The organism is Paenarthrobacter sp. NEAU-H11 (genome assembly GCF_050573415.1).
In the GTDB taxonomy this organism is placed as follows: Bacteria; Actinomycetota; Actinomycetes; order Actinomycetales; family Micrococcaceae; genus Arthrobacter.
In genome coordinates this window covers 151,049-174,679 of record NZ_JBNZGA010000010.1, presented here as the reverse complement: position 1 = coordinate 174,679, position 23,631 = coordinate 151,049, and the positions used below count along the sequence as shown (strand labels likewise).

Annotated in this window: 26 protein-coding genes; 18 read left to right on the top strand and 8 right to left on the bottom strand. The window is 66.5% G+C overall.

Annotation, left to right across the window (positions count from 1 at the left end; all coding sequences use genetic code 11):
* The first annotated feature begins 114 nt into the window (after window positions 1–114).
* The 6 genes from ACQ3DC_RS14280 to ACQ3DC_RS14255 all read left to right on the top strand — a co-directional run bounded on the left by ACQ3DC_RS14280 (window position 115) and on the right by ACQ3DC_RS14255 (window position 5,029).
* Entirely contained in the window at window positions 115–954 is an 840-nt protein-coding gene (locus ACQ3DC_RS14280) for an IclR family transcriptional regulator (RefSeq protein ID WP_157239838.1), read from the top strand.
* A 68-nt stretch (window positions 955–1,022) separates the two neighbouring features.
* Window positions 1,023–1,697, top strand: a complete 675-nt coding sequence (locus ACQ3DC_RS14275) for a GTP cyclohydrolase II (protein WP_321215019.1) — start codon at window positions 1,023–1,025, stop codon at window positions 1,695–1,697.
* A 16-nt stretch (window positions 1,698–1,713) separates the two neighbouring features.
* Window positions 1,714–2,937 (top strand): acyl-CoA dehydrogenase family protein, encoded by a 1,224-nt coding sequence (locus tag ACQ3DC_RS14270; RefSeq protein ID WP_430752530.1) that lies wholly within the window; start codon window positions 1,714–1,716, stop codon window positions 2,935–2,937.
* A gap of 51 nt (window positions 2,938–2,988) precedes the next feature.
* A complete protein-coding gene (locus ACQ3DC_RS14265) occupies window positions 2,989–3,807 on the top strand; it encodes an HAD family hydrolase (RefSeq protein ID WP_197432431.1) in 819 nt (272 codons plus the stop codon).
* Between the two features lie 112 nt (window positions 3,808–3,919).
* The gene (locus tag ACQ3DC_RS14260; protein WP_157239831.1) at window positions 3,920–4,168 is read left to right on the top strand and encodes a hypothetical protein; all 249 of its coding nucleotides are present in this window, start codon (window positions 3,920–3,922) and stop codon (window positions 4,166–4,168) included.
* A gap of 57 nt (window positions 4,169–4,225) precedes the next feature.
* The gene (locus tag ACQ3DC_RS14255) at window positions 4,226–5,029 is read left to right on the top strand and encodes a glycerophosphodiester phosphodiesterase (RefSeq protein WP_323057807.1); all 804 of its coding nucleotides are present in this window, start codon (window positions 4,226–4,228) and stop codon (window positions 5,027–5,029) included.
* A 19-nt stretch (window positions 5,030–5,048) separates the two neighbouring features.
* Here ACQ3DC_RS14255 and ACQ3DC_RS14250 read toward each other — a convergent pair whose 3' ends face one another.
* The gene (locus ACQ3DC_RS14250; protein ID WP_430752529.1) at window positions 5,049–5,354 is read right to left on the bottom strand and encodes a hypothetical protein; all 306 of its coding nucleotides are present in this window, start codon (window positions 5,352–5,354) and stop codon (window positions 5,049–5,051) included.
* A gap of 140 nt (window positions 5,355–5,494) precedes the next feature.
* Between ACQ3DC_RS14250 and ACQ3DC_RS14245 the strand changes: the two genes are divergently transcribed.
* Window positions 5,495–5,695, top strand: a complete 201-nt coding sequence (locus tag ACQ3DC_RS14245; RefSeq protein ID WP_321215024.1) for a DUF6480 family protein — start codon at window positions 5,495–5,497, stop codon at window positions 5,693–5,695.
* 31 nt (window positions 5,696–5,726) lie between these two features.
* On the opposite strand, the gene ACQ3DC_RS14240 is transcribed toward ACQ3DC_RS14245, so the two are convergent.
* The 3 genes from ACQ3DC_RS14240 to ACQ3DC_RS14230 all read right to left on the bottom strand — a co-directional run bounded on the left by ACQ3DC_RS14240 (window position 5,727) and on the right by ACQ3DC_RS14230 (window position 10,178).
* Window positions 5,727–6,779 (bottom strand): EAL domain-containing protein, encoded by a 1,053-nt coding sequence (locus ACQ3DC_RS14240; protein WP_321215025.1) that lies wholly within the window; start codon window positions 6,777–6,779, stop codon window positions 5,727–5,729.
* A 165-nt stretch (window positions 6,780–6,944) separates the two neighbouring features.
* Complete coding sequence (locus ACQ3DC_RS14235; protein ID WP_157239824.1) at window positions 6,945–8,486, bottom strand: putative bifunctional diguanylate cyclase/phosphodiesterase; 1,542 nt, start codon at window positions 8,484–8,486, stop codon at window positions 6,945–6,947.
* Window positions 8,487–8,504: 18 nt separating this feature from the next.
* On the bottom strand, window positions 8,505–10,178 hold the full coding sequence (locus ACQ3DC_RS14230) for an ATP-binding protein (RefSeq protein WP_157239822.1): 1,674 nt from the start codon (window positions 10,176–10,178) through the stop codon (window positions 8,505–8,507).
* A gap of 206 nt (window positions 10,179–10,384) precedes the next feature.
* On the opposite strand from ACQ3DC_RS14230, the gene ACQ3DC_RS14225 reads away from it, so the two are divergent.
* From ACQ3DC_RS14225 to ACQ3DC_RS14205, 5 genes are all read left to right on the top strand, one after another.
* Window positions 10,385–11,155: a class I SAM-dependent methyltransferase gene (locus ACQ3DC_RS14225; protein WP_197432559.1), complete on the top strand. Its 771-nt coding sequence runs from the start codon at window positions 10,385–10,387 to the stop codon at window positions 11,153–11,155.
* Window positions 11,156–11,246: 91 nt separating this feature from the next.
* Window positions 11,247–11,546 (top strand): hypothetical protein, encoded by a 300-nt coding sequence (locus ACQ3DC_RS14220; protein WP_197432430.1) that lies wholly within the window; start codon window positions 11,247–11,249, stop codon window positions 11,544–11,546.
* Between the two features lie 91 nt (window positions 11,547–11,637).
* Window positions 11,638–12,057, top strand: a complete 420-nt coding sequence (locus ACQ3DC_RS14215) for a hypothetical protein (protein WP_157239821.1) — start codon at window positions 11,638–11,640, stop codon at window positions 12,055–12,057.
* Window positions 12,058–12,077: 20 nt separating this feature from the next.
* Window positions 12,078–12,887 carry an SDR family oxidoreductase gene (locus tag ACQ3DC_RS14210; RefSeq protein WP_430752528.1) on the top strand — a complete coding sequence of 270 codons (810 nt, stop codon included), beginning with the start codon at window positions 12,078–12,080 and terminating at the stop codon, window positions 12,885–12,887.
* Between the two features lie 76 nt (window positions 12,888–12,963).
* A complete protein-coding gene (locus tag ACQ3DC_RS14205; RefSeq protein ID WP_157239817.1) occupies window positions 12,964–14,088 on the top strand; it encodes a glycerate kinase in 1,125 nt (374 codons plus the stop codon).
* Between the two features lie 91 nt (window positions 14,089–14,179).
* Here ACQ3DC_RS14205 and ACQ3DC_RS14200 read toward each other — a convergent pair whose 3' ends face one another.
* Window positions 14,180–14,845 (bottom strand): DUF6766 family protein, encoded by a 666-nt coding sequence (locus ACQ3DC_RS14200; RefSeq protein ID WP_430752527.1) that lies wholly within the window; start codon window positions 14,843–14,845, stop codon window positions 14,180–14,182.
* A gap of 2 nt (window positions 14,846–14,847) precedes the next feature.
* Entirely contained in the window at window positions 14,848–15,369 is a 522-nt protein-coding gene (locus tag ACQ3DC_RS14195) for a DUF6328 family protein (protein ID WP_321215032.1), read from the bottom strand.
* Window positions 15,370–15,578: 209 nt separating this feature from the next.
* On the opposite strand from ACQ3DC_RS14195, the gene ACQ3DC_RS14190 reads away from it, so the two are divergent.
* The 4 genes from ACQ3DC_RS14190 (at window position 15,579) to ACQ3DC_RS14175 (ending at window position 19,067) form a co-directional block, all read left to right on the top strand.
* Window positions 15,579–16,478 (top strand): SDR family oxidoreductase, encoded by a 900-nt coding sequence (locus ACQ3DC_RS14190; RefSeq protein WP_321215033.1) that lies wholly within the window; start codon window positions 15,579–15,581, stop codon window positions 16,476–16,478.
* A gap of 67 nt (window positions 16,479–16,545) precedes the next feature.
* The gene (locus tag ACQ3DC_RS14185) at window positions 16,546–16,884 is read left to right on the top strand and encodes a hypothetical protein (protein ID WP_157239812.1); all 339 of its coding nucleotides are present in this window, start codon (window positions 16,546–16,548) and stop codon (window positions 16,882–16,884) included.
* Window positions 16,885–17,295: 411 nt separating this feature from the next.
* Window positions 17,296–18,198 carry a GAF domain-containing protein gene (locus ACQ3DC_RS14180; protein ID WP_430752526.1) on the top strand — a complete coding sequence of 301 codons (903 nt, stop codon included), beginning with the start codon at window positions 17,296–17,298 and terminating at the stop codon, window positions 18,196–18,198.
* Window positions 18,195–19,067 carry an SGNH/GDSL hydrolase family protein gene (locus ACQ3DC_RS14175; protein WP_430752525.1) on the top strand — a complete coding sequence of 291 codons (873 nt, stop codon included), beginning with the start codon at window positions 18,195–18,197 and terminating at the stop codon, window positions 19,065–19,067. The genes ACQ3DC_RS14180 and ACQ3DC_RS14175 overlap by 4 nt, the downstream gene beginning before the upstream one ends.
* On the opposite strand, the gene ACQ3DC_RS14170 is transcribed toward ACQ3DC_RS14175, so the two are convergent.
* On the bottom strand, window positions 19,064–20,416 hold the full coding sequence (locus ACQ3DC_RS14170; protein ID WP_430752524.1) for a uracil-xanthine permease family protein: 1,353 nt from the start codon (window positions 20,414–20,416) through the stop codon (window positions 19,064–19,066). The two genes, ACQ3DC_RS14175 and ACQ3DC_RS14170, sit on opposite strands and share 4 nt — an antisense overlap.
* Window positions 20,417–20,620: 204 nt before the next feature.
* Between ACQ3DC_RS14170 and ACQ3DC_RS14165 the strand changes: the two genes are divergently transcribed.
* Both ACQ3DC_RS14165 and ACQ3DC_RS14160 read left to right on the top strand, forming a co-directional pair.
* Window positions 20,621–21,226, top strand: a complete 606-nt coding sequence (locus tag ACQ3DC_RS14165; protein WP_157239805.1) for a malonic semialdehyde reductase — start codon at window positions 20,621–20,623, stop codon at window positions 21,224–21,226.
* A gap of 131 nt (window positions 21,227–21,357) precedes the next feature.
* Entirely contained in the window at window positions 21,358–21,870 is a 513-nt protein-coding gene (locus ACQ3DC_RS14160; protein WP_430752537.1) for a 2'-5' RNA ligase family protein, read from the top strand.
* Here the strand turns inward: ACQ3DC_RS14160 and pgm are convergent.
* Complete coding sequence (pgm, locus tag ACQ3DC_RS14155; protein ID WP_157239802.1) at window positions 21,860–23,512, bottom strand: phosphoglucomutase (alpha-D-glucose-1,6-bisphosphate-dependent); 1,653 nt, start codon at window positions 23,510–23,512, stop codon at window positions 21,860–21,862. The two genes, ACQ3DC_RS14160 and pgm, sit on opposite strands and share 11 nt — an antisense overlap.
* Between the last annotated feature and the right edge of the window lie 119 nt (window positions 23,513–23,631).

The following is a 23,631-nucleotide window of genomic DNA, read 5'->3' as shown; positions in this document are numbered from 1 at the left end:
GCCCCCCCATAAAAAAAACCCCCCCCCCACCCGCAACACCCCCCACCCCCCCCCCCCCCCCCCCCCCCCCCCCCCCCCGCTTCCGGCCTCCCTTAGGGAATGATGGGTACCACCATGAGTGCAGCAGAATCCGAGACCACAGGCAACGGCGACAGCAAGGGCGCTTCCGTCATCGTCAACGCCATCGCCGTCCTCCGGACTTTCTCGGCGGACGAGCCACTGCTCGGCGTCACCGAGATTGCCAACCGCGTGGGGCTGCACAAAAGCACCGTCTCCAGGATCCTGGCCACTTTTGAACAGGAGCACCTGGTGGAGCGGGACCCCGAGACGCGCCGCTTCCGGCTCGGCCTGGGCCTGATCGCCGTAGCCGGGCCGCTCCTCGCCGAACTCGAGGAGCGCCGCGTCGCCTACCCGGTTCTGCGGGAGCTGTCCGAGCAGACCGGTGAAACCAGTGCACTCATGGTGTGGAGCGGTGACGAATCCATCTGCGTGGAGCAGATCGCCAGCCACCACCAGATCAAGCACACCACCCCGCTGGGTGCCCGGTACAGCGACGCCCTCAGCTCCTCAGTCCAGGTCTTCCTCGCCCAGGAGCCGGAGGAAAGGGTCCGCTCCCTGCTCAGCAGCGGGACGATCAGCTATCCCGGCCTGGACGAATCCAGCCTGGATGCCTACCTGGTCCGGCTGAAGGACGACCTCCGCCGCGGCTGGGCCGTCAACTACGGGGAAACCTCCATCGATGAGGTGGGACTGGCGGCCCCCGTTTACGACCATCGGGGTGAGGTGGTGGCTGCCGTCCTTATCCCCGCGCCGCGGTTCCGGGTCTCCACGGAGCGCCTCCAGGCCTTGGGGGAGTCATGCGCGGCAGCTGCTGCCAAGGTCACTGCGCGCCTGGGCGGCAGGCCGCGCGAAGCTGCCGGGCGCGTCTCCGGCCAGCGGCAGCGCGGAAAATAAAGCTTGTAGCTTCAAGTAAGCTCGGGTATCGTTAGGTTGAAAGTTCAACTAACGCCTGAGGACCCGAAATGCCCCTGACCAGTGACCAGTACGTCAGCCGCGGGCTCGGTAGCGCCACCGTTCGCAGCCGGGTCAGCGTTCCCCTGCGCTTTCCGGACGGCTATGCCGCAACCGCCGACGTCCTCACCTTCCACGGGCTTGCCGACGGCAAGGAGCACCTCCTGCTTGGACTGGGCGGCTGGGAACAGGCCCTGCTGCTCCACGGGGAATCGGCGCAGTCCGCGCCCCTTGTCCGGCTCCACAGTGAATGCCTCACGGGCGATGTGTTCGGCAGCGAGCGGTGCGACTGCGGCCCCCAACTGCGCGAAGGGGTGGAGGAGATCGCGGCCACCGGCGGGTTCCTGCTGTACCTGCGACAGGAAGGCAGGGGCATCGGCCTGTACTCAAAGCTCGATGCGTACGCGTTGCAGGACGCAGGCCTGGACACCTACGAAGCGAACGTGGCCCTGGGCCACGGCGAGGACGAGCGGGACTACACGGCCGCTGCCCAGATGCTCGCCGCGCTTGGCGCCACGTCAGTCCGCCTCCTCAGCAACAACCCGGACAAGACGGCCCAACTGAAGGCGCTGGGCATAGAGGTCACCGAACAGGTCCCCACGGGAGTGCACCTGTCTCCGGCAAACCACCGCTACCTGGCCGCCAAGCGGGACCGCACCGCCCACACCCTGGACTTTGCGGCGTGAGGCGGGCGGGACAGGCATGACAATCTATATCGACGATGTTTCCGCCGGCGTGTCCACCGTTCCTGGATCCGCGTCTACGGGGATCCCAACACATGAGGAACTGCTGGCCAGGGTTGATGCCCTGGTTCCCCGGCTGAGGGAGCGGGCGGAGGAAACGGAGAACCTGCGGCGCATCCCGGACATCACACTGCTGGAACTGCAGGACGCCGGCGTCTTCAGGATCCTCGCCCCCATCGGTGTCGGCGGTTATGGCATGGGCGTGGAAACCTATGGTGAGGTGGTGCGGAGGCTGGCCCGGGGCTGCCCCTCCACGGCCTGGAACGCCGGGCACCTGATGGAGCACGTCTGGATGCTCGCACGCTGGCCGCAAGCGGTGCAGGATGAAGTGTTCGCAGGCGGCCCGGCGCCCCTGGCAGCCGCCACCGGCGCGCCGGTCGGCATTGCCGAGGAGGCGCCCGGCGGTTACCTCATCACCGGCCGCTGGAGCTTCGCCTCCGGCGTGCTGCACTCCCAGTGGGCGCTCCTGGCGGTGGACCACAACGGCGTGCGCCTGCAGTGCCTTGTCCCCATCAACGATGTGGAGATAGTGGACACCTGGCACACCGCCGGCCTGAGGGGAACCGGAAGCAACGACATCCACGCACAGCAACTGTTTGTGCCTGCCCGCCGGGCAGCGGCCTGGACCCTGCTGACGGCTGAGAACAATCCCGGCAGCCGCATTCATCCGGACCCCATCATCAGCACGCCCATGGGCACGCTGTTGAACATTGTTGCCCCTTCGGCCGCACTGGGAGCCGCGGAACACGCCCTGGAGCTGTTCCGGGAACAGATGCTCAGGCGCAAGGTCAAGAACACTGCGGAGAGCCGCCAGGCGGACTCTGCCGTTGCGCAGGCGCGCTTCGCCCAGGCTTACGGGCTGGTTGCCACCGCACGGCTGCACTGGGCGGAGGCGGTGCGGCTGGTGGATGCGTCCCATCGACGGCAGCCGAGGACCATGGCGGAGGGGAAGAGGGCGCAGTATCGCCTGTCCTTTGCCCTCAGCGGCGAGGCCGCTGCCCAGGCCGTCAACCTGATCATGGCCCGCTCCGGCGGAAGCGCCCACCGGCTTTCGCATCCGCTCCAGCGGATCCAACGGGATGTGGGCGTCCTGCTTAACCATCCAACCCTGGCCACCGATCCCATCCTTGAGCAGGCGGGCCGGGGGCTCCTTGGCCTGGGCCTGTCGGTCTCCAGTTTCTAGCAGGCACCGACGGCGGCGCTGGCCCCGGGGACCGCCACGTAGACTGGCATGATGCGGTTGGTAGCAAGCGACATTGACGGAACGATCCTCGGCCACGACGGAAAAATCAGCGACCGCACCGTCCGCGCCTTCCACGCATGCCGGGAGGCCGGCGTCGAACTCGTTTTTGTCACCGGCCGGCCGCCGCGCTGGCTGCACCCGCTGCAGGACCGGCTCGGCCATGCGGGAACCGTCATCTGCTCCAATGGCGCCGTGGTCTGGGACCTTGAGGCGGACAAGCTGGTCTCGGCCCGCACCTTGACCATCGATGCCGTGCTGGAGGTGCGCCGCATCATCAAGCGGCTGCGCCCCGCCGCCCTGTTCGCCGCCGAAACGCTGGGCGGGTTCCATCTGGAGCCCGGTTTTATCGAAAACGGCTCCAGCGAGCTGCTCTCCGAATTCACCCCGGCGCCGCTCGCCCAATCGCTGGCGGCGGACGACGCGGTGGTGAAGTTCCTGGCCATTGTCCGCGAGGGCACCGCAGATGACTTCCTCGCGGAGGTGGCTCCCGCCGTCGAACACCTCGCGTCCGCCACGCACTCATCGCCGGGCGTGCCGATGCTCGAGCTCGCGGTTCCCGGGGTCAACAAGGCCGTCACCCTGGCCGAATACGCGGCCAGCCTGGGAATCCGGGCTGCGGACGTGGTGGCCTTCGGAGACATGCCCAACGACATCGAAATGCTCCGCTGGGCAGGCCAGGGCTACGCCATGGCCAGCGGCCACCCTGAAGCAATCCGCGCGGCAGGGCAGCAGGCCCCGCATTTTGACGACGACGGCGTGGCCCAGGTCCTGGAGGCACGGCTGGCCTCGCTGGGTGTCCAACTGTCCTGACTCTTAGGTGCCGGCGCCGTTTACACAGCTGGCGCTCACCTCGCGTTTACCTTTGCTCCCTAACGTGGGAAACGGAGAGCCCAACCTCTCCGTTCCGTCACAGGGGGAAGCAATGGGAAGAAAAGCGAAGCTTGGAAATGCTGAGGCGCCGCTCCGCGAGGCCGCGCCTGCTCCGCACTGGAAGAAGCTGCGGCAGGGCGACCGCGTCCGCGTCCTCCTGGCCCCGGGTTTCGAAGCCAGCGGCCTGGTGGATGCGGTCACCGCCGACCATGCGGCGGTATGGATCGATTTCGACGGCGGGCGCGGCCGTACGCTGCTGCACTGCAGCGACGGCGTGGACATAGTCCTTCAGGAGGGCTGACCGCCGCGGCCCTGCCGCCCGCCCCCGGGCCGGTGCCGCCTGGGGTACGCTCGCATTGTGGCTCTCCCCTTCTTCGAGCATGCTGATGCAGACGGGTCGCCGCTGCCCATCCCGATGGCCCACCGTGGATTTTCGCGTGAGGGTTTGGAGAACTCGATGGCCGCGTTCCGCGCCGCCGTCGACCTCGGCTACCGGTACCTCGAAACCGATGTCCACACCACGGCCGACGGCGTGGTGTTCCTCTTCCATGACGAGACGCTGGACCGCGTAACCGACGGCAGCGGGAAGGTGTCCGAGCTTCCCGCCCATAAGGTGGCCGAGGCGCGGATCGGCGGACGCGAGCCCATCCCGCGGTTCGATGAACTGCTCGTCGAGCTGCCGGGCGTCCGGCTGAACGTGGACGTCAAGGACTGGAATTCCGTACGCAGCATCGCCGCTGGAATTGAATACCACCAAGTGCACCACCGGGTGCTGCTGACCAGCTTCTCGGACCGGAGGCGGCGGGCGGTGCTGAAGCTGCTGAGCCAGCCGGTGGCAGCGTCAGCCGGAGTGGTTTCGGTGGGCTTGTTCACGGTGCTGGGCCCAATCCTCCCCGGACCGGTGTTCAGGTGGAGCATGCGCCTGAACCTGCGAGGAGTCCACGCCCTGCAGGTTCCAGTGCGTTACGGCAGGGTGGAAGTGGTGACGCCCGGGTTTGTCCGCCGCGCCCACACCTTGGGCCTGGTGGTCCATGCCTGGACGATCAACGATCCCGGTGAAATGCGCCGGCTCCTTGACATGGGCGTGGACGGTCTGGTGACCGACCGCGCGGACCTGCTCCGCGAGGTCCTGCTGGAACGCGGAAAGTGGCCGCGCGGCTGAGGTCACCTACGCCCGGCCACTACCCCCGACCCGTGCTGGTGCCCCCGCTACCGCCAGTGCTGCCGGCCGGCTCGTCAGGCTCCGCATCCCCGCCGAAGGGATTCTCCGATACGGGCCCGGGGGCTGCGCCGGTCTTGAGTCCCGGAGCCTCTTCCTTCTCCGCTTCCATCGCGTTGGAGCCCTCGCTCAGGGAGGAGTGCACTTCCACGTCATTGTTGGGATCCGCGGGATCAGGAACATGTGCTTTCTCCGTGGGCTTTGATGTCCCTGCCAGATCCTCCATGGCGTTTTCTGCTGCCTTGCCGATGCTGTCGCCGATACCCATGTGGCTGCTCCTTCCGACCTTGCCTGCCGGGCAATCCAGCGGATGCCCGAAGCATTACCCTTCCAGAATTATCAGCATGCTTACAATTAGTCCAGAGCCGGGGTAAGGAACCCCGGCCGTGCAGGAAGGACGCATGCACCGTGAGCAGCTACCATCCGGAAAATGATCCCGCGAACCCTGACCAGCCGGGCAAGCAGGGAAGCGGGGACTCCGCCGCATCACCGAATCCGGACCCTGCCGAAGGCAACGTCACCGGGCTGGAGCCGGGTGGGGGAGTGCCTCCCGGCGAGACGCCGCCGGCTGAGGACCAAATGAGCCGCGACCAGGGCCACAGCGAATAGCCCCGCCGGCTGAGGCCTTGTGCCAGTGCGGTTAGCTTGTGTGTGGCTTGCCGGCGGCCTGATCGGGTCCCGCCACGTGGCGGCTGATCCCGTCCAGGTCCAGCCGGCTGTTCCAGCTGGCCCAGTCCTTGGGCCGCACCGAAGGCCGGCCGAGGAGATAGCCCTGCCCGGCTGTGATTCCCAGTTCGGTGAGGACCTTGAGCTCCCCGACAGTCTCGATGCCCTCTGCCACGAGTGACGTGCCGATCTGGTCCGCAAAGTCCACCAGGCAGGCGGCAAGGGCGCGCTGGAGGCCGTCTTTGTCGACATCGCCGATGACGTTCCGGCCCACCTTCAGGAAGTCCGGGCGGAGGTGCACCATCCGGCTCAGTGCCCCTGCCCCTGAATGGGTGTCATCCACGGCGATCCGCAGGCCCTGGTCGCGCAACGGATTGATGGCGGCGATGAACTGCGGGTATTCCTCGTCCGTGATGGTTTCCGTCAGTTCGAGCACTACGCGGCTGACGGGAAGCTCGATGTGCTCGAACAGTTCCGGAAGCCTGGGGTCAAGGCATGAATCGGGCGAGATGTTGAGTGACACGAACAGGTTCTCGGGAAGCGTCTTAGCTGCGGCGGCAGCAGATCCCAGTGCCGAAAATTCGAGGTTCGCTCCCAGCCCCACAGCGGCCGCCTCAGCGAACCACAGTTCTGCCGCAGCACCGTCGTCGCTGACGAACCGGGACAACGCCTCGACTCCCACCACGATTTTTTCCTCCAGCCCGTAAATGGGCTGGAAGGCTGTCATCAGCATCTGGCTCTCAAGCAGGGCGCTGATGCGTGACATGCTGCGGATTGCATCGATCTGTTCCGCCACTTTGGGCGGGACGGCGGGTGTGAGGCGCATCTGCCTGGCAGTCTCCAGCGTTTCCGCCGTGTTGGCGTCACTCCGCCGGGTCTCAAGAAGGTACTCGAGGAGCGCACGCTCGGGCACTCCGGGATTTTCGTCCAAGCGGTTGCTAAGGCGCTGCCGGACAGCCGCTCCGGCCGGATCCGTGTCCGCCAGCACAGCGGCGATAATTCCCCATGCCTGTATTCGAACCGACATTAGCTACGCCCCCAGTTGACGAAGTAATGACCCAATGGCCCTTTGATGTTCAATTTGTAAACGCCTTTAGAGTCCGGTGCCCAGTTCAACACTGATTTTCGCGGCGACGAAAACCCACACACCGCATCATGATCGTATATCGCAGGAAACAAATGCGCAGTAGTTTCAGCCTTGCTGCTTTGCGCGTTCCGGCTGTTTTGCCACTAATTCCGGAATTTGTTCCGGAGGGACCGGCCTGCTGAAGAAATAGCCCTGGGCGCTGAGGCAGCCCAGGCCGCGAAGGATCTCAGCCTGCTCTGCTGTTTCCACGCCTTCCCACACCGCTTCCAGCCCGCACGCCCGGACCAGCTGCAGGACCGCCGCCACCAGGGCGGGCTGCGTGGGATCGGTTCCCAGCCCGGTGATCAGTGACCGGTCCACCTTGACCCGGTCCACCGGAAGCCGGCGCAGGTAGCTGATGGACGAGTAGCCGGTGCCGAAATCGTCGATCTCGATCCCCACGCCCAGGCCCCGCAGTCCGCCCAGCGAGTACCGGTCAAGATCGTTGCCTTTGACGATGGCAAGTTCCGTCAGCTCCAGCACCACCTGGTCCGGCCGAACGCCGGTTTCCTTCAGGACATTCCTGACATCCTCGATGAACTGCAGGCTCTGCAGGTCTGTGGCGGAGATATTGATCCGGACTGAGAACCGGCTGTCCACGACGGAGGCGTTGACCCAGTCGCGGAGCTGGTGAACTGCCGCCCGGAGCACCCACAGCCCCAGCTCGGAGATCAGCCCGGCTTCTTCCGCCAGCGGAATGAACTCGTCCGGCATGATCAGGCCGCGGGTCGGATGGTTCCAGCGGACCAGGGCCTCAACGCCCTCGATCCGGCCTGAGCCCAGTTCCACGACCGGCTGGTAGTTGAGCGTCAGGCCGTCCGTGCTGATGGCGGTACGCAAATCCTCCACCAGCTGGCTGCGGAGCCTGCGGACAAGCAGGAGTCCCGGCTCGAAGCGGTGCAGCTTGTTCTGGCCTTCCGCCTTGGACGCGTACATGGCGACGTCGGCCTCCATCAGCATGTCCTCCGGCGTCTTGCCCGGCTCGCCGGCGCTGAGCCCGATGCTGGCACCGCAACGGAGGCTCCGTCCCGGCAGCTCAATGGGCTCACGTACGGCTGCCAGGATGCGGTGGCCCACAAAGCCGGCCTGGTCATGAGTGGCCGAGGGCAGGACGATGGCGAACTCGTCGCCGCCGAGGCGGGCAACGACGTCGGATTCGCGCACGGCACCGCGGATTCGTTCCCCCACGGTGATCAGGACGTGGTCCCCGGCGGAATGGCCCAGGCTGTCGTTGATGGATTTGAACGCGTTCAGGTCCATCATGAGGAGGACCGGGCTTTCGTCCGATTCGGTGTCGGCCTCAAGAGCGGCGTTCAGTGCGTCGATCAGGGCGGAGCGGTTTGCCAGGCCCGTGAGCGGGTCCTGCATGGCCATCTTCTGCATCTCCAGATGGGCCTCGTGCAGGAGCCGGGTCCGGACCTGCACCCGCTGTTCAAGCTCCTCGTAGATGATCTGCAGGTCCTCGGCGAGCAGGTTGGTGCCCATGATGATGGCATCGAGCTCGTCACGCGCCGGAGAAACCTCGATCCGTGAGGTGAGGTCGCCGGACGCCAGCCGCACAATGCCTTCCAGGAGCCGGGAGAGCCGCGGGTCGTTATCCGCAAACATCGGAGTCCTGCATCCCGCTCAGTTTTCCTGGCTGCGTTCAGCGTCAAGGGGGAGGCTGACCGTGACCGTGGTCCCTGCGCCCAGGATCGAGGAAACGTCGATCCTGCCACCGTGCCGGGACACGATGTCCTTGGTGATGGCCAGCCCCAGCCCTGTCCCGGGAATCGCCCCCGACATGGCGTTTGATGCCCGGTAGAAGCGGGTGAAGACGTGGTCGATCTCGTCGCTCGAAATGCCGATGCCGGTGTCCGCCACACTGACCGTGGCCCACCGGGTGCCATCAGCCGCGGCGTGCGACTCGCTCCCCACCTGGATGCGCCCTCCGCTGGGGGTGAACTTGATGGCATTGGAGACCAGGTTGGTGAACACCTGCTGCAGCTGCACCTCGTCGGCAAGGATCTCCGGGTCCTCCGGAACCTGCTCCACGGCGATGGTGACGTTTTGCAGTGTAGCCAGGGGCCGAAGCGCCGCGGCCACGAGGTCCAGGGTCTGTCCCAGCCGCACCGGGGTGAGGTGCATCAGGCTGTCATCAAGGCCGTTGCGGGAAACGCTCAGCATGTCCTCGATCAGGATCCTGAGCCGCTCCGTGTTCCGGACCACGATGTCCAGCATCTGGTGGACTTCGGGAGAGACGGGCTGCTCGGTGCTTTCCTGGATCATGTCCAGATACGCCATGATGGACGTCAGGGGCGTCCGCAGCTCATGGTTGACCGTGGCAAGGAAGTCCGTTTTGGCCTTGTCCAGCTGCTGCAGCTGCTTCACCACCTGCTGCTGGCTGCTGATCAGGTGGCTCTGGATCAGTCCGTGGGCCGCGTTGCCCGCCACATGTTGGATGAGCCCCAGTTCAGTCCCGGACCAGGTCCGCGGCTGGTCGATCATCGCAATCCAAATAATGCCCAGCGAAGAGCTGCCCTCGCCCATGGGCACGGCCAAGGAGGAAACGGCGTCGCCGATGCCCGGTGAAGCGGCCTCACCCGCCGTCGGCTCCTCCGTGCCGGGTGAAGACGAGGTCTCGGCGCCGGCCCACAGCAGGTCCGCTGTCCGGCGGGCATCATCCTCGTCCGGCAGTGCCTGTTCGTTGAGCGGCGCCAACCCGGGCCTGCTCCAGGCGGCGTTGATGCGGGGAACCCGGCTGTCCTCGAAAGTGGTCAGCCAGACGTGGTCGGCCTTGAAGGTCCGGCCAAAGCCGGCCACCACATGGCGGGCGATCTCCTCCGGGTCGTTCGTGGCCCGGACAGCGGCAGAGACCTGCCGGAGCTGTTCGCGCAGTGCCTCGGTTTCCTGCCGGGCGGCATTGCGGCGGGCCACCATGTCGATCAGGGCAGTGGCGCGGTAGGCCAGTTCCCGGGGGGCGGGCGGCTTGGCGATGCAGTCGTGGATGCCGGACGGCTTCATGGCAGCGAGCTCTGCAGGATCGTCGAGGTCCACCACCACAAGTACCGGCGCGTCTGCTTTGACGGCGGAGAGCGACGTGTCAACCACGACGACTGAAGGGCGGCTTTCTTCCAGGGAAGCAGCAAGTCCGGCGGCGTCCCTTGCGCACAGGACCGAATAGCCCGCATCCCGCAGCGCCTTGGCATATGATGCGAGGCGCGCATCGTCAGGGTCTGCCACGACGGCGGTGCGCGGCGCGCGCAAGTCACTCGGCGTGTCAGCCGCCACGGTGTCCCCTTCCCTCCCAGTTGAGTACATTGTATGGTCACGCCGGGCGGGCGGCTCCCCGGGAAAGAAATGGAGGACTTTTACCGCCCTGGCGGGCGCCGACAGGAGCTGCGAAGGGGTCATGCAGGCGGCAGATCCCGCAGCCGGGTTGTCCGGGCCCCTATATTTGATCCGTGCCCTCCCCCTCGAAGTCCCTCCCGGCAAAGTCACTGTGGTCCACCCTGCAGAGGTACCTGATGGTCCCTAAGCTCATCCGGCTGTCCCGCTCTGCCCCCAAGGACCGGCCGCTGGCATGGGACGCGTACTGGGCCGGCATCAGGGGGGCCGGAGCCGGGGGCGAGGTTCTCTGGGATTCCGGAACCGACCATGAATTCCTCGGCTACAGGGACGTGCTGCTTCGCCACCTGGACCCGGACCTGCCCGTGGTGGACGTGGGCTGCGGCCACGGCAGTTTTACCCGCGCATTGGCCGCAGTCTTCCCCGAGGTCATCGGCGTGGATGTTTCCGGGCAGGCCATAGCCTACGCGGGCGCCCAGGCACCCACGGCCGGCAGCCCAGGCCCTGTGCGCTACGTTACGCGGGACATGACCGCGCCGGGGGCGGGCAGGGGATTGGCCGGCAGCACTGACGCAAACGTCTTCATCCGGGGCGTGCTCCACGTGCTGGATCAGGCCGACCAGGCGGCGCTGGTGGAAAACCTGCGGCTGCTGGTCGGAAGCCGGGGCACCGTATTCCTCGCCGAAACGAATTTCCAGGGCAATCCCGTTGAGTACGTTTCCCACCTCGGTGCAACCCGCCAAAGCATCCCGGCCCCCCTTGAGCGCGCGATCCGCGGGCTGCCGATGCCCGGCCATTTCGGTCCCGAAGAGCGCTCGCGGGTACTTCCGCCGGAGAGTTGGGAACTCCTGGAAGACGGGGAAGTGGCCATCGAAACACATCCAATGACCGGGATCGGCGGGAAGAGCCGGGTGCCGGGGTATTTTGCTGTGCTCCGTCCGAGGCATTAGCCGGGGCTCAGCCCCTTCCGCCCGGAGGCTGGCTCCTTTCCGAAGGCGCATCGCGCCGCCACTCAAACCCTTGACACGCAGGCGGATCGGGATGCTGAATGGCAAGTACACTTACTGCCGACCGGCAGGGGAAGGGCAGGCGGAGTCATCCAAATCCCCTAAGTATTCACAGGAGGTCACCTCAACGGAGGACGAACCGGAGCGCGAGGGCCGGAGCCTGGCCGCCACGCACGACGAAGAGCGAAAAGGGCAGGATCCGGCACATCAGCCGGGGGAATGGTTTGAAAAATCCGACTCCCGGGGACTGAACTTCATTTACCAGCAACAGCGCAGCGACGGCCAGCAGTCAAACATCTTCCGGCTGGAGAATCCCGGTCGCGAAGACGCCTAAACCGCGCACCGTTCTGCCGCCAGCACCAGCACCGGCCCATGAAGCCGGCGCCGGTTTGCCGACGGTGGACGCAGACCTTACAGGAACTACCATGCGCAAACTCATTCCCTCCGGTTCCCTCCGCGGGATGCTGCTCCCGCCCACCTATGGGAACCATGTCACCCGCTCCACGGAGTTCACCGTCCTGTCCGTCGAGATCTGGTCCGCGGGATTGGTGGTCAACATCCACTTGGCCTCCGACGGTGCGCCCGAGCCGCGCATCAGCCTCCAGGACCACTTCGGAACGGCGTACTCGTTCCGGGATTCCGCCACCGTGGGGTCGAGGAACCTCCAGGTGTTCACCCCAACGGTGCCTGCCGGAACCAGGAGCCTGACCATCAGGTCCGCGGACGATCCTGAGGGGCGCCCTGTAGTGACCTTCGCGGTGCCGCTGATGGCCGTGCCGGAAGAGCCTGATTCTTCGCAGGACGGCGAATATCCCTCGGCGCCGGAACTCCGCCGCCCGGCTTGACCGAACGAAAGGCTGCCACCGTGCAGGACACCGCAGGATTTGCCCCAAGCGCCACCATCGTTACCGGATCGGACTCCGGCATTGGGAAGGCAACGGCTGTCGCCCTTGCCAGGGCCGGCATGGACGTGGGTGTCACCTGGCACTCAGACAAAGCCGGCGCTGAAGGCACGGCCGAGGAGGTGCGGCGGCTGGGGCGCAAGGCGGTGGTGCGCCGGCTTGACACCACTGAACTCCGCGCCGCCGGGGCCGTCATTCACGAATTGGCGGACGAACTGGGCGGAGTGGACGTCTTCGTCAACAATGCCCGGACCGGCGACGGCACCAAGTTCCTGGACCTGGACGTCGACACCTGGATGCGAACACTGGACACCAACCTCAACGGGCCTTTTGTTTGCCTGCAGGCCGCCGCCCGCCGAATGGTGCAGGCCGGCAAGGGCGGACGCCTGATTGCCGTCACCAGCGTGCACGAATTCCAGCCGCGGGTGGGTTCGTCCGCCTATGACGCGTCCAAGCACGGCCTGGGCGGCCTGATGAAGACGCTGGCGCTCGAGCTCGCCGAACACGGTGTCACGGCCAACAGCGTGGCGCCGGGCGAGATCGCCACTCCCATGACAGGGCAGGAAGACGAGGACCCCACCACCAAGGACCGGCCGGGTGTGCCCCTGGGCAGGCCCGGTGACGCCCGGGAAATTGCCGCGGTCATCGCCTTCCTTGCCTCGGCAGGTTCCAGCTACGTCAACGGCGCATCCTGGGCGGTCGACGGCGGAATGCTGCAGATGGGGCCGCAGGCCGGCTCGCACATCACCAGCCACGAGTGGCGCGAGGGCTAGCCTCGACGCCTGGGGGTCCGTCCGGACTGCGGATCGGGCAAGCGCTTTCCTATCAGCTGCTGGCATGATGGAGCGCATGCGCATTCTTATTGCTCCGGATAAGTTCAAGGGTTCCCTGACCGCGGCCGAGGCGGCGGCTGCCATCGCCGAAGGTGCTTTGCGGGTCTATCCTGACGCCGTCGCCACGCAGTTCCCCATTGCCGACGGCGGCGAGGGGACCCTGGAGGCGGCGGTTTCGGCGGGCTACGAGGAGCGCCTCAACGCCGTCGTGGGCCCCATTCTTGCGCCAATCGGCGCCGCCTGGGCCATCAGCAAGGCCGACGACGGCAGGGTCACCGCCGTCATTGAAACGGCCCAGGCCTCCGGCCTTGCGGAGATGGACCCCACCCCGGCCAACGCCCTCCGGGCCCACAGCTACGGGTGCGGGCAGCTCATTGCGGCAGCCCTGGATGCCGGCGCCAACGAGATCGTGCTGGGCCTCGGCGGCTCGGCCATGACCGACGGCGGCAGCGGGGCACTGCGTGCCCTGGGCCTGAAGCCGCTGGACTCCGCGGGGAACGTGGTGCCCCTGGGCGGCGGTTCACTCGCCGATGTCGCCGCGCTGGACACGAGCGGGCTGGACCCGCGGCTTGCCGCCACAACCTTCCGCATCGCCGTCGACGTACGCAACCCCCTCTACGGACCCGAAGGCGCCGCGCACGTCTTCGCACCGCAGAAAGGCGCGGACCCGGACACAGTGGAACTGCTCGACGCCGGCCTCCGCAACTGGGCGTCCGTCCTGCGCGAAGCCACGGGCCGGGACGTTAACGTCGCCGGGGCGGGCGCCGCCGGTGGCTTCCCGGCGTCGTTCCTTGCCTTCACCGACGCCGCGCTGGAAGGCGGCTTCTCGCTTGTTGCCGGGCTGACCGGGCTGGCCGGACAGCTGGGTGAGGCAGACCTCGTCATCACCGGCGAAGGATCCATGGACTCGCAGTCACTGACCGGAAAAGCGCCCATCGCGCTCGCGGACGCAGCCCGGGAGCGCGGCATCCCGGTGATCGTGGTGGCCGGCAGGATCCTGGTCACGCCTGAAGAACTTGCCCACCATGGTGTGGTGGCTGCCGCACAGCTGCTGGACATGGCGCCCAGCCCGCAGGATGCCATGGGAAACGCCGCCAAATACCTGGCCCGGGCAACCAGCCAGGTACTCGAGGGCGCCTAAGGGCTAAACGGTAGTGGTGCTGCGCCGCCGCCACCAGCAGGGGCGGTTCCCATGATGGTTCGCCGGCAGATTCCTTTCGGCTGTGCCCGGCTCAGGTGCCGGTTTCATAATGCGGCTCTGCAACGGGTTTGGACTCCGGCGATCCCTTTTCCCGCAGATAGACGGACGCGCCCACCAGGACGGCGACGGCCAGGAACTCGCTCTGCCAGTTCTGGAAGGATTCAAACCAAAAGCGGCTGGTGCCCACGTACTGAATGACCGAGACGCCCGCCTCCCCGTGGCTTTCCTGTTCCTCGTTGTACGCCGCGGCGCCGCCGAAGGCGTGCGCGGTGAACGAGCCAACGAACAGCAGGAACAGGAGGATGGACAGCGAGTGCTCGTAGAGCTTGAGGACTGCGCCGCCGCGCTTCACCGGCCAGGGGGTGGCCTTTTTGATGGCCGCCTGGCGCGGGTCCTCGTCCTGTGGCGCGTCCTTGCCTACAGGCTTGGACTCGGAAGAGCCCCTCTGGAACAGAAAGGCAGTCAGGACCACATACATGGCCATTTGCAGGAACTCCGATTCCCAGTTCTCAAAGGTGGCCTCCACGAAGTCGCCCGTGGCCAGGAATGCCAGAACTGATACAGCGGCTTCCCCGTGCGCCTGCTGCTCCTGGCTGTAGTTCGCCGCGCCGGTCAGGATCATGCCCGCAAAGAACACGAGGAACAGGCCCGCGTTCACCAGGAGCAGCCCGTGTTCCCTCATCCATTTGCTGCTCATTGTTAGCCTCCCTTCAAGCCATGGGGCGCCGTGTCTTCAGTGGCGCGCCTGTTCAAATGCATAGGGATGTAGACCAGCAGGACCACCATCACCGCCATCAGCGCCCCGCCTGCAGTAAGGCCGGCCGAGCGGCCGGCGGCCACATCGAAAACAAGCGCAGCCGTACCCGCGCTCAGGAGCGCGATTCCGGCAAGGGTCATCTTGGCGATCGAATCGCCGCTGGACACCAGGGTTTCCTTGAGCCGCTTCCGGAACAGCCGCCGGTGCACGCTCACCGGCAGGAGGATGAGTGCGGTGGTGAGGGCCGCAATCACCACGTTGGCCAGGTAGAGGTTGACCTGGAAATCGTCGAGATCCTCAAACCGCTGCTGGAAGGGGAGGGTCAGCAGGAAGCCGGCAAGGATCTGAACGCCCATCTGCAGCACCCGCAACTCCTGCAGCAGTTCTGCCCAGTTGCGGTCCAGTTGTTCCTCGCGGGTTTCGTTCCGGCCCGATCGGCCTGTGTAATCCTCCACCTCGGACACTGCTTCTCCTTCACTGCCAGCCTCTTAGTTCTCTTTCTACTCTTCCCCGATCCAGAAGCAAGGCTGGCGTTGCACCCGTCCCAACATTTGGTAAGTTTACTGATTATATTCGCACCGAACGGTGGACTTTGCTCCTCCGGCCGGGATAGCTTCGAAGGACCGGTGCACAGCGGAGCTCTTCGAAAACCGACACAGTGAGCAGGCGGACTATGAGCGACACAGGCAAGCAGACAGACCAGCCAAAGGATCCGCGGGGCGGCTACCACTCGGGTCCGTTCCCGGAGCAGGAACAGAAGCAGCCCGGCCTCACGGCGCCGATGGAACCCAAGCCCGACCATGGCGAACTGAGCTACGAGGGGCACGGGAAGCTTCAGGGCAAGGCGGCCCTCATCACGGGCGGTGATTCCGGAATCGGCAAGGCCGCCGCCATTGCCTTTGCCCGTGAGGGTGCCGATGTGGCCATTTCCTACCTCCCGGAAGAGGAGGAAGATGCGCAGGACACCGCGGACTGGATCCGCAAGGCGGGCCAGCGCGTCCTCCTGTTTGCCGGAGACGGCCGCGAGGAGGAATTCAGCACGCGCATTGCCGGGGAAACCGTGTCCGGGTTTGGGCGGCTGGACGTGGTGGTGCTCAACGCGGCCTACCAGAAGAACCGCGAGAGCCTGGAGTCCCTGGCCACCGAGGAATTCGACCGCGTCTTCAAGACCAACCTCTACTCGCTGCTCTGGACCGCGCGGGCCGCGGTACCGCACCTCAAACCGGGCGCGTCCATCATCACCACGGCATCCATCCAGGCCTTCAACCCGTCGCCGGGCCTCATTGATTACGCCATGACCAAGGCCGCGCAGGTGGCGTTCACCAAAGCGCTCGCGCAGGAACTTGGTCCCCAGGGCATCCGCGTCAACGCTGTGGCGCCCGGCCCCATCTGGACCCCGCTGATCCCGGCAACGGAGTGGCCGGATAAGCTCCCGAAATTCGGCCAGGATACCCCGTTGGGGCGGGCAGGCCAGCCGGCCGAACTTGCCGCGGCGTATGTGCTGCTGGCCTCCGAGGACGGATCCTACATTTCGGGGGCAGTCCTGCCGGTAACCGGGGGCAAGGGGCTCTAAGCCCGGGCCCCAAACCGTACGGGACCCAGCAGACCAGCTTCATCCGAACAGACAACAGGAGGAAACCATGACGCAGGAAAACCAGCACGCGCAGCCCGAAACGGACCCGGGCGGCTACGGCACCCCCACCGCTGAGCAGGAAATGGGCGGAGCCCAGGGCGCCCCGGGCAGCGTGGAAACGAACGAGCCCCAGTCGGAGGCCGGCGGGGATCCGGTACCCCACGACATGGACCTTCCTTCCAGCGCCGCCGAGATCGACGAGTCCAACGACGACTCCCGTGGATCCGCCCCGGTCTCGTCCGAGCCAGGGCAGGAAGCTGCCGGAATTCCGGACGGCAGCGGCAATGACCTGCCCCAGGAGAAGTCGCCGAAAGACGACGACGGCGAGGAGTTCAGCGCCGGCTAAGCACGCTCCGGGGCCGTCCGCGGCGGCCTCCCGCGAGCGTTGGGAAAGTTAGTTCGCATGGAGGCCTCCGCCCCGTGGTTCCCCGGGGAACCGCAGGGCGGAGGCCTCCGGCGTGCCGGGACGTCCTGCCGCCCACATGCAACCGTCCGGCGGAACTTGCCGTAACCCTCGCGGGCCTTGCCGCGCAGGCCGAGCCCGCGTTCGCCGTCGTCATCAGTGACCAGTCAACCGGCAGCCGCAGCTGCGAAGTGTGGCTGGCCCCGCAGCCTTCGCTCTGCCGCCGCGATATGCTCCACGCTGCCGGCGGGTTAGCGTTCCGGGACGGCTCCCCCTCCTTTCGACCGATCGGGGGAGTATTCTTAGAAAACAGGTTTTGCAGTAGGCCGGAGCGCTTCAACCAAGGCGTGGATCATGGCCGCTGAACCAACAGGGCAGCTCGGCTGGGGACCCCTTCCAGTACCCCCGGAACAGGTATTTGACAGCAAGGACGTCGAAACCTACCTCTGGGAAGTCACCCGTGACTTCATGGCGGAAATCAAGGGCGAACAGCGCGGCATCAGCTGGGCAGCCACCCTTTTCCGCCTGGGCCAGGCCCGCACCGTCGCCGCGGGAACGGAAAAGGCGCGCGAGGCTGACCGCGAACAGTGCTCGTTCGCCGACGGTCCGGTCATGGAGGCCATCCGCAGCGGCGAGTTTGTGCTATTGTCCGATGTCAGCCGCGACCGGCGTTGGCCCGGGTACGCAAGTGCGGCCGCCAGCCACGGGGTGCAGTCGCTCCTCTCCATACCCATCGCATCCGAGGGCGGAACGAGCGCCGCCATCAACCTGTACGCAGCCTTTCCCCACACGTTCACAAGTGACGACCTCCTCCGCAGCAGGAGCTACGCCCAGCAGTTGGCGCGCGCGTTGCGGGTAGTGGTGCGGGTGGCGGAGCGCGCCGAGGCAACGGCGGGGATCGCCGTCGTGCAAAGCTCCCTGGTCCTGGTGGACCTGGCGGTGCGCAGCCTCATGGATGAGTACGGGCTAAGCCGCGAGGGGGCCCTTCGATTCCTGCAGAACCAGGCGCTGCACCACGAACTCGACCTGCGCGACGCAGCCCTGAACGTGGTTGTGCCCGGCTCCGCCCGGGAGAGCCCCAGGGCCGGGGATTCCGCCAGGGAGCCCACGGGGCTGAGGCAGGGAACGCCCGACGGCGTGGCGGACTTCCGCCTGCTGCCTCCTGCCGAGCTGGACCAGCAGGCGGAAAAACCGGGCGGCCGGAAGGCCGGACGGGGCAAGGACACACCTCATCCTGCGGAAGGGAGGACGGCATGACCGCGCAGAAGCACGAGGAGCCGGCGTCGGGAGCCATACAGCATCCCTGGCACCGCTTTGTGGCCCTAGGCGACTCGTTCACCGAGGGGGTGGGCGATCCCGAGCCGGAGAACCAGGGCGGGCTGCGGGGCTGGGCCGACCGCGTGGCCGAGGAACTCAGCGTTGGACGGCCGGATTTTGCCTATGCCAACCTCGCCATCCGGGGCCGGCGGCTGCGGGAGATCCTGGATCAGCAGGTGGGCCCGGCACTGGCCGCAAAACCTGACCTGGTGACGCTCTCCGCTGGTGGAAACGACATTGTGTTCCGCCGCAGCGACCCGGACAAGCTTGCCGAGAAGATCGACGCCGGCGTGGAGCAGCTCGCCCGCTCCGGGGCCACCGTGGTCCTTTTTGCCGGTCCCGATTGGGGCGCCACCCCGGTCTTCGGCAAGATACGCGGCAAGGTGGCCATCTTCAACGAGAACCTGTACATAGTGGCCGCCCGGCACAACGCCGTCATGGTTGACCTGTGGTGCCTGCGCGACCTCACTGGACCAGGCATGTGGGATCCTGACCGCCTGCATTTCTCGCCGCTGGGCCACCACACCATAGCCATAGGGGTGCTGGAGGCCCTGGCCGTTCCCCACAGCCTTGAACCGATGCGGCCCAAGGCGCTCCCGCCGCGCAGCTGGAAGGCAGCCCGGGCCGAGGACCTGGCATGGGCCCGTGAATACCTTGTTCCCTGGGCCATCCGCCAGGTCAGGCACCCGGCGGCGGCCCCGCTGGCTCCCAAACGGCCCCAGCCAGGACCGGTGTTCGGGCATAGGCATTTCCAGGCCGGCCATCCGGTCGGCCTGCCCGCCGAGCCGCCGTCCCTTAAGAAGGTCTAGCGCTTCTTGGGTGTCCGCTTGGCGGCGGCGTTGACGGCTGCCTTCACGGCGGGTGGAAGGCCGGCCTGTTCCGTCTCGGGCTCGGCCGCGGTGCCCCTGGCCTTCGCTATGGCCTTCATGCCGTGGTAGATCACCAGGGCCGCTGCCGAGCCCAGGGCGATGCCCGTGAACTTGAGGTCACCGATGGTCCAGGTGTAGTCCGCGATGCCGATGATCAGGGCCACGGCGGCGGTGGTCAGGTTGACCGGATTCGAGAAATTGACCTTGTTCTGGACCCAGATCTTCACGCCCAGGATGCCGATCATTCCATAGAGCATGGTGGCCGCTCCGCCCAGGACGCCCGGCGGGACAGTGGCAATCAGCTCGCCGAATTTCGGGGAGAAGCTCAGCAGGATGGCGAAGATGCCGGCAACCCAGTAGGCCGCCGTCGAATACACCTTGGTGGCTGCCATGACGCCGATGTTCTCGGCGTAGGTGGTGGTGCCGGAGCCGCCGCCGAAGCCTGCCAGGACGGTGGCGGCGCCGTCGGCCATCAGCGCGCGGCCGGAAACGTCGTCGAGGTTCTGCCCTGTCATGGCGGCCACCGACTTCACATGGCCGATGTTCTCCGCCACGAGTACCAGCACCACCGGCACGAAGAGGCCCAGGACGCCCAGGTGGAATTCAGGGGTCTGGAACTGCGGGAGGCCGATCCACGCGGCGGCATCCATCTTGGCGTAGCTCACTTCGCTGCGCAGCATGGCCACGAGGTAGCCCGCTATTACGCCCACCAGGATGCTCAGGCGGCCAAGGATCCCGCGGAACAGGACGCTGACCAGGATGATGGTGGCCAGCGTGACGACGGCGGTGACGGGCGCGGCGTCGAAGTTGTTTTTTGCGGCGGGGGCAAGGTTGAGGCCGATCAGCGCCACGATGGCGCCCGTGACGATGGGCGGCATCAGCCGGTTGATCCAGCCTGCGCCGAACTTCTGCACAATGGCGCCCACCAGGGCCAGGGCCGCGCCGGCCAGCACCACGCCGCCCAGTGCCCCGGGAATGCCGAACTGCTGCTGGGACGCCATGATGGGGGCAATGAAGGCGAAGCTTGAGCCCAGGTAGCTGGGAATCCGGCCCTTGGTGATCACCAGGAAAAGCAGTGTGCCGATGCCGGAGAAGAACAAGGTGGTGGCAGACGGCATGCCTGTGATGATGGGCACCAGGAACGTGGCGCCGAACATGGCCACCACGTGCTGCATGCCCACGCCGATGGTGAGCGGCCAGGCCAGCCGCTCATCCGGGGCCACCACGTGGCCCGGCTTAATCGACTTTCCGGTGCCGTGCAGCTTCCATTTGATTCCGAGCATGCTCATGGCGGAGGCCTTTCGGGGGCTTTCGGGGGTGCCGCGGAGGGCGAAGATTAACTGGGACAAGGATACCGCCAGCGCCGCGTTGCGGCCTGCCGTGGCGGACGTCACCCGCCGTCACGGGAAGAGGGACGGACTGGTTGAAGTTGCAAGTATGGAAAGCAACAAAGCCGCCTCGGTAAGCGGGGAGGCGCAGCGAAAGGTAAGTCCATGACAATTGCCCACGAAGAAGCGGTTATCGATTCGGCCGCCGTCGACGCCATTTTCGCCCAGGCCCGCACGGCCAACTCCTTCACCGGAGAGGTGACCGAGGATCAGGCGCAGGCAATCTACGAGCTGACCAAGTTCGGCCCCACCGCTTTCAACTCCCAGCCGCTGCGCGTGACCTACGTCCGTTCCGATGAGGCCCGCGCCAAGCTGGTGGAGGCCCTCATGCCGGGCAACCGCGCCAAGACGGCTTCCGCCCCGCTGGTGGCAATCCTCAGCTACGACACCGACTGGGCAGGGCAGTGGGACGCCTTCCTCCCCGGCTACAACGCCCCCAAGGCCATGTACGACGCCAACCCGGAACTCGCCGCCGCCACCGGCAACAACAACGCCCACCTGCAGGCCGGCTACTTCATCCTGGCCGTCCGCTCCCTCGGGTTCGCCGCCGGCCCCATGACGGGCGCCGACTTTGGCGCGATCGACGCAGCGTTCTTCCCCGCCGGGGACCAGAAGAGCTTCCTGGTGGTCAACATCGGCCAGCCTGCCGAAGACGCCTGGGGCGAAGCCAAGCCCAAGTTCGCCTACGAGGACGTCGTCCGCACCGTCTGACCCCCGGGACGCTCTCTCACTTAATGCGCCTTTTCTGCCATCGCTCTCTCACCCCTGAGAGAGCGATGGCGCTTAAGCCGCATTAAGTGAGAGAGCGTCGGCAGGGGCGGTGGCAGACTGGGGCTATGCCGATGCGGAACCTCGTCCTGGTGGCCTTCGTCGAGCCGGTGGCGGACGGGCTGGTCTTCCCCCGCAGCGAATGGCCGCTGCACATCACCCTGGTGAGGTTCGACGCCGACGCCCCGGACAGTGCCGACGCGGCCGAGCGCATCGCCGGCCTTGCTGAGGGCCCGGCGATGGCCGCCCTGGGTGCCGGGCTGACCGTGGGTGAGGACGCAGGCTTCGGCCGGAACGGCTCCGTGCCCGTGAACCTCATCCAGCCCCAGCCGGACCTGCAGGCCCTGCACGAGCAGCTGGTCGCTGCGGCGGGCAGCCTGGGCGGCACAATCCTGACGCCGGCCCACACGATGGCAGGCTACCGGCCCCATGTCTCGCACCAAGGTGGCAAACGGCTCAACCCGGGCGACGCCGTCGTGCTTGACCGTATTGCACTGGTGGACATGGCGCCGGACGGTGACCGCACCGTCCGGCGCATCCTGCGCCTGTGGACCCTGCCGGAAACCGAAGAGCCGCCTAGGAGATAACGCTGTCCACCAAGGCCTTGGCTTCCGCCTGGACCTGCTTGAGGTGTTCCTCGCCCTTGAAGGACTCGGCGTAGATCTTGTAGACGTCCTCGGTGCCCGAGGGGCGGGCGGCAAACCAGGCGTTCTCCGTGACCACCTTCAGCCCGCCAATGGGCGCGCCATTGCCGGGGGCCTCGGTCAGCTTGGCCAGGATGGGTTCCCCGGCCAGGGACGTCGCCGTGACGTCCGACGACGACAGCTTGCCGAGTGCCGACTTCTGCTCCCGCGTGGCTGCTGCGTCAATGCGGGCGTAGACGGGCGCGCCGAACTGGTCCGTCAGGCCCTTGTACAGCTGTGAGGGCGACTTGCCCGTAACGGCGGTGATCTCCGAGGCGAGCAGGGCCAGCAGGATGCCGTCCTTGTCCGTGGTCCAGACGGTGCCGTCCTTCTTGTTGAAGGAGGCGCCGGCCGATTCCTCGCCGCCGAATGCGCCTTCGCCGGACAGCAGGCCGGGCACGAACCACTTGAAGCCGACCGGAACCTCAACGAGCTTGCGGCCCAGGCTTTCCGCCACGCGGTCGATGATGGAGGACGAGACGAGGGTCTTGCCCACTACCGAGGCCGGGTTCCAGCCGCTGCGGTTGCGGTACAGGTAGTCGATGGCGACGGCGAGGTAATGGTTCGGGTTCATCAGCCCGCCGTCCGGTGTCACGATGCCGTGGCGGTCGGCGTCGGCGTCATTTCCCGTGGCGATGTCAAAGGCGGACCCGCCGTCGGACATCCGCTTGATCAGCGACGCCATCGCGGACGGCGAGGAGCAGTCCATCCGGATCTTTTCGTCCCAGTCCAGGGTCATGAACGCCCACTGGGGGTCCACCGTGGGGTTCACGACGGTCAGGTCCAGCTGGTGGCGCTCGCCGATCTCACCCCAGTAGTCAACGGACGCCCCGCCCATGGGGTCGGCACCGATCCTGACCCCGGCCTCGCGGATGGCATCCAAATTGAGCACGGACGGGAGGTCGTCAACATAGCTGCTGAGGAAGTCGAACTTGCCGGTGGTATCCGCGGCAAGTGCGTCGGCGACGGGAATTCGCTTCACCCCGCGCAGGTCGTTCCCGAGCAGTTCGTTGGCGCGGTTGGCGATCCACCCGGTGGCATCGGAATCGGCCGGGCCGCCGTGCGGAGGGTTGTACTTGAAGCCGCCGTCGGCCGGCGGGTTGTGGCTGGGGGTGACTACGATGCCGTCCGCCTGGGGGGCGCCGGCCGGGGCCTTCCGGTTGTAGGTGAGGATGGCGTGGCTCAGGGCGGGCGTCGGGGTGTAGCCGTGCCGGGCATCCACGAGGACCTGGACGCCGTTGGCTGCCAGCACCTCAAGTGCGGAGTTCTGCGCAGGTTCACTCAGGGCGTGCGTGTCCTTGGCCAGGAACAGCGGACCGGTGATGCCCTGCCCTGCCCGGTATTCCACGATCGCCTGGGTGATGGCAACAATGTGTTTCTCGTTGAAGGACGCCTTGAGGCTGGAGCCGCGGTGCCCGGAGGTTCCGAACACCACGCGCTGGCCTGGATCACCCAGATCCGGCGTGATGTCGTAGTACGCATCGAGGAGCGCAGTGATGTCAACAAGGTCCTGGGGTTGGGCAACTGTGCCCGCGCGGCTAGCCATGCCACCAGCATGCCAGACGGGGGCCGGAGTCAAAACGATCCGTCCGGAATGCGGCCGGTGTGTCCGGCCTATGACGGAATAACGTCATCAAGCGAGTAGTCAACCTGAGTACTGCCCCG